This is a genomic window from Nocardia sp. FDAARGOS_372, from assembly GCF_002554515.1.
GTDB classification, from domain to species: domain Bacteria; phylum Actinomycetota; class Actinomycetes; order Mycobacteriales; family Mycobacteriaceae; genus Nocardia; species Nocardia farcinica.
The window spans coordinates 1,512,259-1,527,675 of the sequence record NZ_PDDW01000001.1; the positions used below are offsets into that span (position 1 = coordinate 1,512,259).

The window sequence follows — 15,417 nt, forward strand, 5'->3', positions numbered from 1 at the left end:
CACGGGCCCGCAGCCGCGAGGCAGCTCGCCAGGTTCGAGCACCGGTGCTGCGGCGACCACCCACCCCGCAATCAACCGCTCTCGCAACCGATCCCGTCGTTGTCCCGGTCGAGGTCGTACTCGTCGGGACCGACGACCCGCACCCGCCCGGTGTAGGCGGGCCCGTTACCGCTGCCGCCCGAAACCGACACCGCCGCGCACACCAGCGGCGCTGCCAGTATCCGGAGGGCGCGACCGGGCATGGTTGCCTCGTCGAGAAGGAGGGTCAGGGTTGTGCCCTGTTCATCGTCGGCGAGCAACCCGGTGCTACGCGGTCGCGCTCGGCCCTAGTTCCGGACGGGAAGGACGAGTTGGGCGCCGGTGACGGGGTGGTCGAGGACTTCGACCGGGTGCTGGTAGACGCGGGTGAGCAGGTCGGTGGTGAGGACGGCTCGGGGTGGGCCGTCGGCGGCGACGCGGCCGGAGTCCAGGACCGCGACGCGGTCGGCGTAGGCGGCGGCGATACCGAGGTCGTGCAGGACCACGACCACGGCGGCGCCGTCGCGGGCGCGGTCGGCGGCCAGGCGCAGCACGGCCTCCTGATGGCCGAGGTCGAGGGCGGCGGTGGGTTCGTCCAACAGCAGCGTCGGCGTGTCCTGGGCCAGTACGCGGGCCAGCGCGACGCGGGCGCGTTCACCGCCGGAAAGGGTGGGGAACGCGCGCCCGGCCAGGTGCGTGACGTCGGCGGCGGCCATGGCGGCGGCGATCAGGTCGTCGTCGCGGTCGGCGCGTGGCGTGCGCACCCACGGCGCGCGTCCCATCGCGACGACTTCGCGGGCGGTGAACGGGAACCCGACGGTGTGGGTCTGGGGCAGTACCGCGCGCCGGCGCGCCATGTCCAGCGGAGACCAGTGGGTCAGCGGATGCCCGTCGAGTTCGACACCGCCCGCGGCAGGTGTCAGTTCCCCGGCCAGGGCCGCCAGCAGGGTGGATTTGCCCGCGCCGTTGGGGCCGACGAGGGCGACGATCTCCCCGGCGGCGACGGCGAAATCGACCTGGTCGAGCACCCGGCGCGCGGGCCCGGACCCGCCGCGGCGCTCCACCACCAGCCCGCGCGCACGCAGGGTGACCTGCCCGCGCACGGGCGCGGTGGGCAGCTCGTGGCCGCGGGCGAACAGCGAGCCGAGGCGGGAACGGTCGAGGTCGGTGCTCACGGGCGCTTCCTTGGCGGCGATGCGGGCGACGGTGCGGTGCTCGGGCTCATCCCCACCCTCCGGCACGGGCGCGGGTGCGGCGCAGCAGCCAGAAGAAGAACGGTCCGCCGACCAGGGAGGTGAGCATGCCCAGCGGCAGGTCGGCGTTGTCGACCAGCGAGCGGGCGCCCACGTCGGCGGCCAGCAGCACCACCGCGCCGACGACGGCGCTGAGCGGGATGAGCACCCGGTGCGCGGGCCCGACGATCATGCGCACCAGATGCGGCACGATCAGGCCGACGAACATGATGATGCCGGTGAACGCCACCCCGGCGGTGGCCAGCACGGCGACGATGACGATCACGTTGCGGCGCAGGCGTTCCACGTCGACACCCAAGTGCCTGGCCGCGGACTCGCCGAGCGCGAGCAGGTCCAGCCGGGGCGCGACCAGCACGGCGGCGGCGACCCCGCAGGCGGTGAGGATCGCCACCACGCCGACCGATTCCCAGGTGGCGCCGTTGAGGCTGCCCAGCTGCCAGAACACGATCTGGTCGCGGGCGGCGGGGGAGGCCACGAACAGCAGGAACGCGATCAATCCACCGGCGAAGGCGTTGATCGCCACACCGGTGAGCACCAGCGTCACCACTTCGGTGCGGCCGTTGGCGCGGGCGAGCACATAGACGAGCATCGTGGTGAGCAGTCCGGCGACGAACGCGGCCGCGGCCACCGACCACGCCGCCACGAACGCCCCGCCGAGCACGATCGTCGCCCCCGCGCCGACCGCCGCGCCCGAGGACACCCCGATGACGCCCGGTTCGGCCAGCGGATTGGCGAACACCCCTTGCAGCAGCGCGCCCGCGGTCGCCAGCGCCGCACCGACCAGCATCGCCAACAGCACCCGCGGGAACCGCACCTCCCAGAGGGTGACGTCCCCGGCGGGATGAGCGGGCATCGGACCCCAGTCCAGGCCGATGCGGTGCAGCACGCTACCGAGCACTTCGGCGGGAGTGGTGGGCACCTGCCCGATGGTGGCCGAGGCCAACGCCAACGCCACCAGTGCCAGGACCGCGACGGCGAAAGCGATCACCGCCCGCGACCGGGTGCGGCCCCGCGGCACGGGTCCGGCCGCCTCGGGACCGGCGACGGGAGCGGCGGTGCTCGCCGGGCGCGCTCCGGTGCGGTCGGTGAGTTCGGGGGCCGGACGCGGTGCGCTCATGCGGGCACGGTGCCGTAGACGGCGGCGCTGAGCGCCTCCACCACCCGGCCGGTGTTCGGGCCGAAGCTGAGCAGCACCGCATCGGACATGTCGACGATCCGCTTGCTGCGCCCGGCCGGGGTCTGGGCGATGCCGGGCACCTTCAGCAGTCCCTCCACACCGCCGACCGATTCCAGTCCGTCGGTCATCACCAGCACCACATCCGGCGCCGCGCCGATCATGGCTTCGCTGGTGATCGCGGTGAACGGTTCGGTGAGCCCGGCGGCGGTGCCCGCGTCCTGCCCGCCGATGGCGGTGATCAGTTCGTCGGCACCGGAACCGGGACCGGCCAGCATGGTGATGGCGGTGCTGCGCAGGTACAGGAACGCGATGCGCAGCGGCTGGTCGGGGGCGGGCACCGCGGCCGAGGCGGCCTCGATCTCCTGCCGGGTGCGCTGGGCCAGCGCCTGCCCCTGAGCGGGCACCCCGAGCGCGGCGGCGACGGCCTCGATCTGCGGCACCACCCCGGCCATGGTGCGTTGCGGGTCGAAGTAGACCACGGTGACGCCCGCGGCCCGCAGTTGCTCCCGCACGGCCGGGGCGGCGCTGGTGGTGTCGGTGAGGAACACCGTCGGGCGCAGCGCCAGGATCGATTCGACGTTGAGCGACCCGCTGCCGCCGGTGACGTTCGGGACGTCCCGCACCGCCGGGAAGGCCGCCGAGGTGCTGCGGCCCACGAGCCGGTCCCCGAGACCGAGCGCGTACACGGTCTGGGCGAGCGTGCCGTAGCGGTCGGCGGCGATGATCCGGTCGGCGGAGGTGACGGTGACCTCGACCCCGTCGAAGGAGCGCACCGTCACCGGCAGCGCGGGGCTGGGCGCGGGGCCGACGGGGACGGGGTCGAGATCGGGCAGCGTCGCGGTGGCCGGGCCGCGCCCGGCGCCACTGTCGGCGGTGTCGGACCCGCCGCAGGCGGTCACGCCCGCGACCAGTGTCACGGCCAGCGCCGCCAGCAGCATTCGCATCGACAGCACTCGCATCGACAGCACTCGCATCGACAGCACTCGCATCGACAGCACTCGCATCGACCTCGACCGGACACCGTCGCGCACCATCATGTAGGCAAGCCTAATAGGACGCCCGGGATGCTCGGTCCGCTCAGTCCGTGCGTGCGCTCACATCGTCGAGCGCGGCGGCGATGGCGCGCGGCAACTCCAGCGTTTCCGCGGCCAGCACACCGGTGAGCTGACCGATGTCGCGGGCGCCGACGATCATGCTCGCCACGCCGGGCCGGTCCCGGATCCAGGCCAGCGCCACCGCCAGCGGCGAGGTGCCCAGCCCGTCGGCGGCGGTGACCACCGCGTCGACCACGCGGGTGGCGCGTTCGTCGAGGCGGCGGCGGATCTCGGCGGCGGTCGCCTCGTCGGCGCCGCGCGAATCCGCGGGCACCCCGTCGCGGTACTTGCCGGTGAGGATGCCTCCGGCCAGCGGCGCCGAGGCGATCACCCCGACCCCGTGGTGGGCGGCGGCGGGCACGAAATCGGTTTCCGCGCCGCGCGCCAACAGCGAATACGGGGTGTGCGCGGTGACGATCGGCGCGATCGCGGCCAGGCTGGCCAGCTGCCACGCCGAGAACCCGCGCACCCCCACATACCGGGTCTTGCCCGCGCGCACCGCCTGCTCGAGGGTGTCGGCGACCTCCTCGAGCGGGGTGCGCGGATCCCAGGCCGCCACATGCCAGATGTCGAGATGATCGGTGCCCAGCTCGAGCAGGGTGCGGTCGAGCTGGCGCAGCAGCCCGCGGCGGGAGGCGTCCACCCACGGCCGCGGCGCCGACGGCAGATCCGTGGCCGCCGGCGTCACCCCCGGCTGCACGCCCGCGCAGCCGCTGAGCACCAGATCCTCCCGCGACACCAGATCACCGAGCAGGTCGGCCAGGATCCGCTGCGCCGCGCCGCCGGTGTAGGACGGGGAGGTGTCCACCAGCGTGCCCCCCGCCTCCGCGAACGCCGACAGCTGCACCGCGGCGTCGTCGGCGTCGGTCTGGGCACCCCACGTGTGGGTGGCCAGCCCGATCCGCGACACCCGCAGCCCGCTGCGCCCGACCGTCCGCTGTTCCATCACCTGATCCCCGTCTTCGTCACGCGCCAAGCGTAAGGCGTGGGCCGCACGGGCGGGCTCACCCGCGCCCGTGCAAGCCTGTACTGTCGCTGCGTGATCGCGGCGCCCACCCGGCGCCGAGCCGGTCGCGGAACCAATTGCCCAGCGGCATAAGGATTTTTCGGGCAGACAGCAGGAGGTTGTGTGGGCGAGTCGATGACCTGGGTGCAGGCGCTGGTGCTCGGGCTGGTCCAGGGATTGACCGAATTCCTGCCGATCTCCTCCTCGGCGCACCTGCGCATCGTGTCCTCGGTGTTCTTCGGCGAGGACGCCGGCGCCTCCTTCACCGCCGTCACCCAGCTGGGCACCGAGGCCGCGGTGCTGGTGTACTTCGCCAAAGACATCTGGCGCATCCTGGTCGCCTGGACCACCACGCTGTGGGACAAGGCGCGCGCCGCGACCGGGCCCCGGGTGCCGATCCACGACCGCCCCACCACCCGGCTGCCGGTGCTGACCGCCGACAACGAGCACCGCTTCGCCGCCGAAGCCCAACGCGAACTCGACTACCGCATCGGCTGGTACGTGATCATCGCCACCATCCCGATCGGCGTGCTGGGCTTCCTGTTCAAGGACGAGATCCGCACCGGCGCCCGCAACCTGTGGCTGGTGTCGTTCATGCTGATCGCCTTCGCGCTGGTGATCGCCGCCGCCGAACACTACGGCGCCAAACGCCGCCCGATCGAACAACTCACCACCCGCGACGGGCTGGTCATGGGTTTCGCGCAGTGCCTGGCGTTGATCCCCGGTGTCTCGCGCTCGGGCGCCACCTCCTCGGCGGGGCTGTTCCTGGGGCTGGAACGCGAGGCCGCGGTGCGGTTCTCGTTCCTGCTGGCCATCCCCGCGGTCACCGCCTCGGGCCTGTTCAGCCTGCCGGACGCGTTCGAACCCGCCGGCGAGGGCCTCAACGCCTCGGGCCCGCAGCTGCTGGTGGCCACGATCGTGTCCTTCGTCGTCGGCTACGCCTCGGTGGCGTGGCTGCTGAAGTTCGTCGCCCGCCACTCGCTGAACTGGTTCGTCGGCTACCGCATCGTGCTGGGCCTGGTGATCATGGGCCTGCTCGGCGCCGGGGTGATCTCGGCGACATGAGCGCGGCGATGCCGGTGCACCCAGGCCACGCCCGCCCGGCGGCTAGGCTGGCGCCATGACGGTGATCCTGTTGCGCCACGGTGTGTCCACCTCGAACACCGCCCGCACGCTGGCGGGGCGCAGCGCGGGTGTCGACCTCACCGAACGCGGCCAGGAGCAGGCCCGCGCGGTGGCCGAACGGCTCGGCGGCCTGCCCATCCGCCACATCGTGCATTCCCCGCTGCTGCGCTGCCGGCGCACGGTGGGCCCGCTGGCGGAGAAGCTGGGCCTGGACCCGCAGGACGACGACCGGCTCATCGAGGTCGACTACGGCGACTGGACCGGCAAGGCGATCGCCGACCTGCTCACCGAACCGCTGTGGAAGGTGGTGCAACGGCACGCCTCGGGAGCAGTGTTCCCCGGCGGTGAGGGGCTGGCGCAGGTGCAGACCAGGGCGGTGGCCGCGATCCGCGAACACGACCGGGTCTTCGCCGAACGTCACGGCCACGACGTGCTGTGGGTGGCGTGCACGCACGGCGACGTCATCAAATCGGTGCTCGCCGACGCGCTCGGCCTGCACCTGGACGGGTTCCAGCGCATCGTGGTGGAACCGGCCTCGCTCAGCGTCGTCCGCTACACCCCGCACGCGCCGTACGTGTGGCGGCTCAACGACACCGGCTCGGACCTCTCGGCGCTCGAGGCGGTGCGGGAACCGGCCCCGAACGCCGACTCCGACAAGGACCGTCCCGACACCTCCGGCCCGGTGCCCGGCGGCGAGATCGGTGCTACCGGTGGTGCGGATAATGGGAATGCGGAGCGGTAGAGCACCGCGCGCCGCGGGTAGTCGATCAGGGTCAGTAGCAGGAGGTGCAGATGGCACGAGCAATCCATGTATTTCGCACCCCCGATCGTTTCGTCGCCGGGACCGTCGGTGAGCCGGGCGATCGCGCGTTCTATCTGCAGGCCGTCGAACAGCCGCGGGTGGTCAGCGTGCTGCTGGAGAAGCAGCAGGTGAAGGTGCTCGCCGACCGCATGGGTCTGCTGCTGGACGAGGTCGCCCGCCGTTTCGGCGCGCCGGTGCCGCCGCAGGCCGAGGACGTCTCCGACACCGACCCGCTGGTCACCCCGATCGACGCCGAGTTCCGGGTCGGCACGATGGGCTTGGGCTGGGACGCCGACGCCGGCGCGGTGGTGGTGGAACTGCTGGCCATCACCGAGACCGAGGTCGACGAGTCGGTGGTGCTCGACGACACCGAGGAGGGCCCCGACGCGGTGCGGGTGTTCCTGACCCCGGTGCAGGCGCGGGAGTTCGCGCTGCGGTCGGCGAAGGTGATCGCCGCGGGCCGTCCGCCGTGCCCGCTGTGCGGGGAACCGCTGTCGCCGCGCGGGCACATGTGCGTGCGCACCAACGGATACAAGCGCGGAGAGATCTTCGGCGCGGCCGAACTAGAGGAGTGATGCGTGGCGGGCGGCGACGACGGGTTCCACAGCGGTGAGCTGAGCGTGATCGGGCGGATCAGCACCGCCTCCAACGTGACCCTCGTCTGCGAGGTCGTCGGCGCCGAGACCGCCCAGGGCACGCCGCTGCGGGTGGTGTACAAGCCGGTGCGCGGCGAGCGGCCGCTGTGGGATTTCCCCGACGGCACGCTCGCCGGCCGCGAAGTCGCCTCCTATCTGGTGTCGGAGGCGATCGGCTGGGGCGTGATCCCGCAGACGGTGCTGCGCGACGGCCCGTTCGGGCCCGGCATGGTGCAGCGCTGGGTGGAGTCGGTGGACCACCACACCGGGCGCGGCGACCGGCTCGACCTGGTGGACCTGTGCCCGCCCGCGGCGGTGCCGGACGGGTTCTGCGAGGTGCTGCGCGCGATCGACGAGACCGGCGAGGAGGTCTCGCTGGTCCACGCCGACGACCCGCGCCTGCAACGGGTGGCGGTACTGGACGTGTTGCTCAACAACGCCGACCGCAAGGGCGGGCACGCGCTCGAGGGGGTCGACGGGCAGGTGTACGGCGTCGACCACGGGATCTGCCTGCACAGTGAGCACAAACTGCGCACCGTGTTGTGGGGGTGGGCCGGGCAGCCGATCGATGCGGCGCTGGTGGAGGACATCGCCGCGTTCGCCGACACGTTGCCGGGGCCGTTGGCCGACGAGCTGGCCGTCCACATCACCGACGCCGAGATCGACGCTCTGGCCGCGCGCACGAAGGATCTGCTCGAACGGCCGGTGATGCCGTTGCCGCGCAGCACCCGCCCGATTCCCTGGCCCGCGTTCTGAAACGTTCACTTCCGGCGGATCGCAACCGTTGACGGCGCCCGGACCGGCCGGTACCGGCTGGTCGCGGACCCGGCCGGACGGGCAGGCACCGTCGCGGCGACCGGGGTGTGCGCCGGGGCGCGCGCGGCGACCTCTACCCTCGAAGTCATGCAGTCCTGGTCCGATACCGCCCTACCGACCGTCCCCGGAGCAGGGCCGCCGTTGCGGTTGTACGACACCGCCGACCGTCAGGTGCGCCCCGTCGCCCCCGGTGCGACGGCGACCATGTACGTCTGCGGCATCACCCCCTACGACGCCACCCATCTCGGGCACGCCGCCACCTATCTCACCTTCGACCTGGTGAACCGGGTGCTGCGCGACGGCGGTCACGACGTGCACTACGTGCAGAACGTCACCGATGTCGACGATCCGCTGTTCGAGCGCGCCGCCCGCGACGGGGTGGACTGGCGGGAGCTGGGCAGCCGCGAGATCGAGCTGTTCCGCACCGACATGGCCGCGCTGCGGGTGCTGCCGCCGCGCGAGTACGTCGGCGCGGTCGAATCGGTCGAGGAGGTGGTCGAATTCGTGCAGAAGCTGCTGGCCACCGGCGCGGCCTATGTGGTCGACGACCCCGACTTCCCCGACATCTACTTCCGCACCGACGCCACCGAGCAGTTCGGCTACGAGTCCGGCTACGACCGGGCGACGATGGAGCGGTTGTTCGCCGAGCGCGGCGGTGACCCCGATCGTCCCGGCAAGCGTGACCCGCTGGATGCGTTGCTGTGGCGTGCCGCGCGGCCGGGGGAGCCGTCGTGGCCCGCGCCGTTCGGTGCGGGCAGGCCCGGCTGGCACATCGAGTGTTCGGCGATCGCGTTGAACCGGCTGGGCCCGGAGTTCGACATCCAGGGCGGCGGCAGCGATCTGATCTACCCGCACCACGAATATTCCGCCGCGCACGCCGAATCGGTGGTGGCGGGTCGCCGCTTCGCCCGCCATTACGTGCACGCCGGGCTGATCGGTCTGGACGGGGAGAAGATGTCGAAGTCCCGGGGCAACCTGGTGCTGGTGTCGACGTTGCGCAAGGACGGGGTGGATCCGGCCGCGATCCGGCTCGGCCTGCTCGACGGGCACTACCGGCAGGACCGGATGTGGACCGACGCCGTCCTCGAGGCGGCGCTCGCGCGGCTGGCGCGCTGGCGCTCGGCCACCGCCCTGTCGGCGGGCCCGGCCGCCCACGACACGATCGCCCGGCTGCGCCAGCACCTGGCCGACGACCTGGACTCCCCGAAAGCTCTTGCCGCGGTCGACAACTGGGTCACCGAAGCGCTCGACTACGGCGGTTCGGACAGCGGCGCGCCCGCCGCGATCGCCGAGGCGGTGGACGCGCTGCTCGGCGTGCGCCTGTGACGGTCCGGTTTGCTCACCGGGGATCCGGCGTGATGTGGTGCTGAGGTGTGCAGCATCGATCCTCGTCGTCTGATCGGACGCGCCGCCGCCCTGGGCGCGGGCCTGCTGGGTGGGCCGGCGCCGCTGCAGGCGGTGCAGCCGGGGTCGCCGCGGTGTGTGGCCGCGCGGGTGCGGTTCTTCGGCGCCGACGTGGTGGACCCTGTCACCGGTGCGGTGCGCGCGGATCGGGTGGTGCTGTCCTGGGTGGGGTGCACGACCTACGCCGTCGCGATCGGCGGGGCGGTGCTGCTGCTGGATGCCTGGGTGCCGCGGCTGACCAGTTCCGGGTATGTGCCCGCGACACCGCAGGATCTGGCGGATCTGCGGCCGGAGGCGATCTTCATCGGGCACGGCCACTTCGACCACGCCGGGGACGCGGGCCGCATCGCCCAGGCCTGCGGCGCCACCGTCTACGGCACCGCCGAGCACTGCGCGGCGGTGCGCGCCCAGGTTCCCGAGGCGAGTTTCCCGACCGTCGGGCTCGGTGACGCGCAGACCCCGATCGGGCGGCGCGAGGACCGCACGGTCGGGCCGGTGTTGCTGACCGCGGTGCGGCATCTGCATTCGGCCCGCACCCCCGCCGATCCGGCCGCCGGTTCGCCGCGGTTCTTCCCGCTGCCCGAACCCGGCCCGATCCTGCGGCATCCGCCCACGCCGGCGGATCTGCGCCGCACGGTGCCGCGGCTGCTCGACGCCGAGGGCGGGGTGCTGCTCTACCAGTTCCGTATCCCCGGGTTCAGCCTCACCTGGCACGACTCGTCGGGGCCGCTGACCGAGCGGGCGCCGCAGGTGTTCGACGTGCTGGCCGGGCTGCCCGCCACCGACGTGCACATCGGCGCGGTGCAGGGCTACAACCAGCTCAGCAACGGCCTGCGCGACCCACGCACCTACATCGAGGCCCTCGCCCCGGCACTGTTCGTGCCCAGCCACCACGACAACTGGTTGCCCGGATTGACCTCCTCGGCGGCGGCCTACGAACCGCCGCTGACCGCGGAACTGGCCCGCATCCCGGCCGGGCGACGCCCGGAGCTGCGGTCGCTGCGGGATCCGGCCGATTACGTCAATCCGGGACGGCTGACCTTCGCGGTGTAGCGCCGCGGTTCGTAGCATGGCGGTATGACCGAGCGGAAACCCGTCGAGCACACCTTCGAGTCGTGGGTCGACAAGCAGATCCGCGAGGCCACCGAGCGCGGCGAGTTCGCGAACCTGCGCGGCGCGGGCAAACCGATCCCGGGCGCGGGCACCCCGGTGGACGAGAACTGGTGGATCCGCGACTATCTGCGCCGCGAGGGCGCCCCCACCGACGGGCTGCTGCCCGATTCGCTGCTGCTGCGACGGGATCTGGAGCGATTGCCCGCGACCGTCGACGAGCTCGACAGCGAGACCGAGGTGCGCGCGGCGGTGAGCGCCCTGAACCGGCGCATCGCCGCATGGATCCGCACACCCACCCCGCCCCAGGTACCGCTGACCCTCGCCGACGCCGAGGAGGTGGTGGCGGGTTGGCGGCAGCGCCGCGCACGCAGGACCACCGGTGTGTCAGGTGTGTCGAGGCCCCGTCCAGAGTCCGGCGGCGGGCCCGCATCGCGGTCGCGTCGCGGTTGGTTTCTGATCCGCTGGTGGCGGCGCCTGTCCGGCTGACCCGGCCACGCGGACCGGAACGGTTCGGACGCCCCGCTCGCCCTTGCTCGATCCCGTCTCGCCGGACGCATGGTGTCTACACTCGGCGGCCGTGACGGTGACCCCGGTGTACAGCATTGCCAAGATCTTCACCGCGGCCGCGGTGCTGCGCTGTCTGGACCCGGAGCGGGAGATCGGCGCGGTGGCGCCGGTTCCGGCGCGGCTGGCAGGGTTGCGGGTGGGGGATCTGCTGACGCATCGCTCGGGGCTCGGCGATTACGGCGCGTGGCCGGAGTATCGGCGCGCCGTGGCCGAGCGCGGGGACGCCTGGTCCGAGGAGGTGATCCTCGAACGGGTGGAGCTGGCGCGGCCGGGGCTGTTCCGGTACTCCAATCCCGGCTATCTGCTGGTGCGCCGCGCGCTCGAGGAACAGCACGGCGACCGCTTCTTCCCGGTCCTGCGCCGCCTGGTGCTCGACCCGCTCGAGCTGCCCGCCCACCCGTTCGCGTCCCGGGCGGACTGGGCGCACTGCACCGTCGAGATCCCCGCCGGCGTGCGCGCCTACGATCCGCGCTGGGTCTACCCCGGCACCTTCTGCGCCGATGTCACCGATACGGCGGCGGCGCTGGCGCGGCTGCTGTCGGGCACGCTCGGCGCCGAGCTCCCGACCGTCATGTGCCGCACCCACCCGGTCGACGCGCCCGGTCACCCGCTGTCCGACCCGGGATACGGCGCGGGCCTGATGACCTCCGGGAACCCGCCCGCGATCGTCGGGCACGGCGGCGGCGGACCGGGTTTCACCCTGTTCGCCGCCGCCCGCGTCGACGGTTCGGCCGCCCACGGCACGGTCGAGGCCCGCGAGTGCGACGACGCGCCGTTGATCCGCCGCTGCCTGGCCGCCCTGCGCTGACGGGCGCTCACTGCCAGGTGGCGGTGTCGGGGTCGATGCCGTGCGCGCGGGCGGCGGCGTCGATGCTGCGGCGCAACCAGCTCGCCAGGCCCGCACGGATGCCGTCGTAGTGGGCGGTGAAGCTGGGATCGGTGTCGAACATGCGCCCCAGGCACACCTGCTGGGCGCGATCGATCGGAAAGTAGGCGCCGAAGATCGCCCGATGCCGGTCGACGAGGTCGTTCGCCTCGGGACTGCCGGGCGCGATCCCGGCGTCCATCGCCGCGCCGAGCGCCTGCTCGAGATCGGTCATCTCGGCGGCGACGGCCTGCCAGTCCTCCGGGCTGCGGGTGGCCGCGCGCTCGGCGAACTGCTGCCACTGCGGGCCCGCCCCGTAGCGGCGGCGGGCCTCGGCGGCCCAGCCGGGATCCCAGCGCGGCCCGAACAGCGCGGCCTGCTGCTCGGCGGTCAGCAACAGGCCGCGCTCGTGCGCCTCGATCATCCGGTCCAGCCCGGCGGCGAGCTGCTCGAGCCGGGCGATCCGCTCCCGTACCTGGGCCCGTTGCGCACGCAACGCGGCGGGCACCTCGGTGGCCGAGTCGTCCAGGACGGCGCGGATCCGGTCCAGGCCGAGCCCGAGTTCGCGGTAGACGACGATGCGGTGCAGCCGTTGCAGATCCGCGCCCGTGTAGAGCCGGTACCCGGTGGCTGTGCGCAGCGACGGCGGTGCCAGGCCGATCTCGTCCCAGTGGTGCAGCGCGCGCACGGTCACTCCCAGCCGGGCCGCGGCCTGGCCGACGGTCAGGCCGTCACTGTCCTCGGGCATGCTCTGCATTGTCGCCCGCAACCTCCTCCGGGGCGGTGATGCCCACCGCCGCGAGATTGCGGGCCTCCGGCCCGGCCGGGTCGAACGGCTTGGCCGCGGTCATGATCACCCGCGCGTTCTCCGGCGTGCGCACCTCGATGTCGCGGGTGTTCCACGGGGTGTCGCGCGGGCCGTCGACCGAATCCGGGCGCAGCGCACGGCAGGCCTCGACCAGGGAATCGATCTGGTCGAGCACGCACGCGAAACTCACGCTCATCGCCGGTGGTTGCGTCGCGGCCGCCGACGCCGGCACCAGCAGCACGTCCTGGAACGCCCACCGGCGCAGATGCGCGACCGCGCCGGGGATGGTGAACAGCTCGATGAAGCCCAACCCGCGGGTCCAGAAGTCCAGCGACGCCGCCACATCGGTGGTCGGAATCGTCACGAACGCGGGCATGCCGTAGATGCCGCGGAACGGCTCCGGCGCGACGACGTCCGGGCCCGGCGTGGGAACGGGGCTGATCTCGAAGGCATTGAAGTAGTCGCTCATGCACCCCACCTTCGACCCTCACGCAACGTCAGGGTCAAGCCGAACACGAACAGGTTCGCGCGTTCCCGCGGCGCTTCGGAAACCGCCGAGGCCGACGACAAAGACCGGGCGTGAACGCTTGCTTGGTCTTCTCACGACGTCGGCTCGGTCAGCGGTGTAGTCGATAGGTGCGGGCAGTGAGGCGTTCCATCGTGCTGCGGGGGAGTATCCGGTGGAGTGCGAAGGCGGCCGGAGCGTTGCTGCCGACGGCGTAGAGCGGGCGGGGGCGTGCTGCCGTCACCGCGGTGAGGATCGTGCGTGCGACCCGGTCGGGGGTGATGCCGGCGGCTTGTTTGCGGTCGAGTGTGGTCACGAAACGCTGGAATTCGGCGGTGTGTGGCGAATCGTCGGCGAGGTATTTCGTGCGTCGTTCACGGAGGCCGGAATCGACCTGCCCCGGTTCCACAGTGGTGAGCCAGACGCCGTACGGCGATTCCTCGAACCGTGCCGCGGTGGCGAATCCACGGAGCGCTGCTTTGGTGGCGACGTAGGAGGAGCGGTAGGGCAGCGGGAAGCTGGCCAGCATCGAACCGACCATCACCACCCGCCCGGCCCGGCGTCGGCGCATGCCGGGCAGCACCGCTCGGGTGAGTGTGATCGGGCCGAGCACGTTGAGTTGGAACAGCCGGGCCACGGCGTCGTCAGGCAGGTCGGTCAGCGGCCCGGCTTGGCTCTCACCGGCGTTGTTGACCAGGACGTCGACGTCGTCCAGCGTTGAGACGAACTGTTGGATGGAGTCGTGGTCGGTCAAGTCCAGCGGCCGGTAGTCGATGCCCGGCAACAGATCTCGGTCCGGGACGGCGTGCGGGTTGCGGCTGGTCCCGATCACCCGGTAGCCGTGGTCGGACAGGGCCGCGGCGGCGGCCCGGCCTATTCCCGACGATGCGCCGGTCACGACGGCGATACGTGTAGTGGACATGTCCATCCTGATTATTCGTCGGCCGATGGCCGTGCACGGTTGCCCGCGCAGGCGACGGGATTTCTCGGTGGGGTTCAGTGGAAGGCGGCGCGGAACGATTTCAGTCCTTGCAGACAGTTGTTGCGCAGGGGCTGGGGGTCGGAAACGGAGACGTGGTTGATCCGCGGGACCATCGCGTGTAGCAGGGTCTGCATTTCCATTTTGGCCAGTTGCATGCCGACGCAGGTGTGTGCTCCGTTTCCCCAGCCCAGATTGCTACCACGGCGGTCCAGCGAGAACTGCTCGGGCCGGTCGAAGCGGCGCTCGTCGCTGTTGGCGGCGGCGTAGATCAGGGCGACGCGCTCACCGGCGTGCAGTGCGACCTCGCCGAGCACGGTGTCGACGGCGATGGTCCGGGTGAAGGCGCGCACCGGGGAGGCCAGCCGCACCGCCTCGATCACGGCTCGGGGGATGAGGGCCGGATCGGCGCGGATCTGTTCCCACACCTCGGGCTGTGCGCCCAGGCTCCATAACAGTTGCCCGGTCGCCAGGATGGTGGTGTCGAGGCTGGGCGCGACGAAATCGATGATCATGTTCTTGGCTTCGAGCCGGCTGATCCGGCCGCGGTCCGCGGCGTCGAAGACGCTGGCGGCCCATCCGTGCGGGGTGACGTGTTTCCTTCGTAGCCGCAGGGTGTAGAGGTAGAGCCCCAGAGCACTGGTGGCGGCTGTGCCCGCGCGCGGGTTCGCCGGTCCCAGCCCGTCGAAGGTGGCGCGGCCCCACGTCAGCATTTTCGCCGCGCTCACCCGGACCCCGACGAGCTCGGCGACCACCTGGACGGGTAGGCGGGTCGCCAAGTCCGCTATTCCGTCGAAGGATTGCCGTCGACGCAGCCGCTCGACGGTGGCCACGGCTTCCTGCTCCATCGCCGGTAGCGCGGGGCGGATCGCCCGCGAGGCCAAGGACTGCATGAGGATCGCGCGACGGTTGGTGTGGGCTCGGTCGTCGCTGGCGAGAGTGGTGTAGTGACCCAACGTGTTGGCGATCGGGTTGGCGGCCACGCCGTTACCGCTGCGGAAGGTGAGGTCGTCGCGCAACGCCGCGCGGACGTCGTCGAATCGCCCCATGGCCCAGAGCCGGTGGCGCGGCAGCCACACCAGAGGCCCGGCGTCGCGGATCCGCCGGTAGACCGACTGTGGGTCGGTGACGACCTGCCTGCCGTAGAGATCGACGTCGACGACGGGCGCGCCACGGTATGTCGAGGGCCGCGACGCCGGGGTGAGCGGCCCGCTCATCGGATCTCCGCGGCTGCCGAGGCCGGATGTGGC

At 72.2% G+C, this 15,417-nt stretch carries 17 protein-coding genes; 8 read left to right on the forward strand and 9 right to left on the reverse strand.

Features of this window, described 5'->3' with window-relative positions; genetic code table 11:
- Window positions 1-71: 71 nt before the first annotated feature.
- The 5 genes from CRM89_RS32190 to CRM89_RS07590 form a co-directional block, all read right to left on the reverse strand.
- Complete coding sequence (locus CRM89_RS32190; RefSeq protein ID WP_172964405.1) at window positions 72-242, reverse strand: hypothetical protein; 171 nt, start codon at window positions 240-242, stop codon at window positions 72-74.
- 84 nt (window positions 243-326) lie between these two features.
- Window positions 327-1,193 carry a heme ABC transporter ATP-binding protein gene (locus CRM89_RS07575; protein WP_098086910.1) on the reverse strand — a complete coding sequence of 289 codons (867 nt, stop codon included), beginning with the start codon at window positions 1,191-1,193 and terminating at the stop codon, window positions 327-329.
- Window positions 1,194-1,239: 46 nt separating this feature from the next.
- Complete coding sequence (locus CRM89_RS07580) at window positions 1,240-2,388, reverse strand: iron ABC transporter permease (RefSeq protein WP_220275410.1); 1,149 nt, start codon at window positions 2,386-2,388, stop codon at window positions 1,240-1,242.
- Window positions 2,385-3,437 (reverse strand): hemin ABC transporter substrate-binding protein, encoded by a 1,053-nt coding sequence (locus CRM89_RS07585; RefSeq protein WP_228809295.1) that lies wholly within the window; start codon window positions 3,435-3,437, stop codon window positions 2,385-2,387. Before CRM89_RS07585 ends, CRM89_RS07580 begins: the two co-directional genes overlap by 4 nt.
- An 88-nt stretch (window positions 3,438-3,525) precedes the next feature.
- Entirely contained in the window at window positions 3,526-4,488 is a 963-nt protein-coding gene (locus CRM89_RS07590) for an aldo/keto reductase (protein ID WP_011209461.1), read from the reverse strand.
- Window positions 4,489-4,671: 183 nt separating this feature from the next.
- Between CRM89_RS07590 and CRM89_RS07595 the strand changes: the two genes are divergently transcribed.
- The 8 genes from CRM89_RS07595 (at window position 4,672) to CRM89_RS07630 (ending at window position 11,818) form a co-directional block, all read left to right on the forward strand.
- Complete coding sequence (locus CRM89_RS07595; RefSeq protein WP_011209462.1) at window positions 4,672-5,613, forward strand: undecaprenyl-diphosphate phosphatase; 942 nt, start codon at window positions 4,672-4,674, stop codon at window positions 5,611-5,613.
- A gap of 55 nt (window positions 5,614-5,668) precedes the next feature.
- Window positions 5,669-6,415 carry a histidine phosphatase family protein gene (locus CRM89_RS07600; RefSeq protein ID WP_011209463.1) on the forward strand — a complete coding sequence of 249 codons (747 nt, stop codon included), beginning with the start codon at window positions 5,669-5,671 and terminating at the stop codon, window positions 6,413-6,415.
- 50 nt (window positions 6,416-6,465) lie between these two features.
- Window positions 6,466-7,050 carry a DUF3090 domain-containing protein gene (locus CRM89_RS07605; protein ID WP_011209464.1) on the forward strand — a complete coding sequence of 195 codons (585 nt, stop codon included), beginning with the start codon at window positions 6,466-6,468 and terminating at the stop codon, window positions 7,048-7,050.
- Between the two features lie 3 nt (window positions 7,051-7,053).
- Window positions 7,054-7,866 carry an SCO1664 family protein gene (locus CRM89_RS07610; protein ID WP_060591021.1) on the forward strand — a complete coding sequence of 271 codons (813 nt, stop codon included), beginning with the start codon at window positions 7,054-7,056 and terminating at the stop codon, window positions 7,864-7,866.
- A gap of 147 nt (window positions 7,867-8,013) precedes the next feature.
- Window positions 8,014-9,252, forward strand: a complete 1,239-nt coding sequence (gene mshC, locus CRM89_RS07615) for a cysteine--1-D-myo-inosityl 2-amino-2-deoxy-alpha-D-glucopyranoside ligase (protein ID WP_060591019.1) — start codon at window positions 8,014-8,016, stop codon at window positions 9,250-9,252.
- Between the two features lie 45 nt (window positions 9,253-9,297).
- Entirely contained in the window at window positions 9,298-10,383 is a 1,086-nt protein-coding gene (locus CRM89_RS07620; protein ID WP_011209467.1) for an MBL fold metallo-hydrolase, read from the forward strand.
- A gap of 24 nt (window positions 10,384-10,407) precedes the next feature.
- Window positions 10,408-10,929 (forward strand): DUF1992 domain-containing protein, encoded by a 522-nt coding sequence (locus CRM89_RS07625; protein WP_098083592.1) that lies wholly within the window; start codon window positions 10,408-10,410, stop codon window positions 10,927-10,929.
- A 91-nt stretch (window positions 10,930-11,020) separates the two neighbouring features.
- A complete protein-coding gene (locus CRM89_RS07630) occupies window positions 11,021-11,818 on the forward strand; it encodes a serine hydrolase domain-containing protein (protein WP_172964460.1) in 798 nt (265 codons plus the stop codon).
- Window positions 11,819-11,825: 7 nt separating this feature from the next.
- Here CRM89_RS07630 and CRM89_RS07635 read toward each other — a convergent pair whose 3' ends face one another.
- From CRM89_RS07635 to CRM89_RS07650, 4 genes are all read right to left on the reverse strand, one after another.
- Window positions 11,826-12,623 carry a MerR family transcriptional regulator gene (locus tag CRM89_RS07635; protein ID WP_098083594.1) on the reverse strand — a complete coding sequence of 266 codons (798 nt, stop codon included), beginning with the start codon at window positions 12,621-12,623 and terminating at the stop codon, window positions 11,826-11,828.
- A complete protein-coding gene (locus CRM89_RS07640; RefSeq protein WP_098083595.1) occupies window positions 12,607-13,152 on the reverse strand; it encodes a VOC family protein in 546 nt (181 codons plus the stop codon). Before CRM89_RS07640 ends, CRM89_RS07635 begins: the two co-directional genes overlap by 17 nt.
- A gap of 148 nt (window positions 13,153-13,300) precedes the next feature.
- The gene (locus tag CRM89_RS07645; RefSeq protein ID WP_098086912.1) at window positions 13,301-14,110 is read right to left on the reverse strand and encodes an SDR family oxidoreductase; all 810 of its coding nucleotides are present in this window, start codon (window positions 14,108-14,110) and stop codon (window positions 13,301-13,303) included.
- A 74-nt stretch (window positions 14,111-14,184) separates the two neighbouring features.
- On the reverse strand, window positions 14,185-15,384 hold the full coding sequence (locus CRM89_RS07650) for a cytochrome P450 (protein ID WP_098083596.1): 1,200 nt from the start codon (window positions 15,382-15,384) through the stop codon (window positions 14,185-14,187).
- Between the last annotated feature and the right edge of the window lie 33 nt (window positions 15,385-15,417).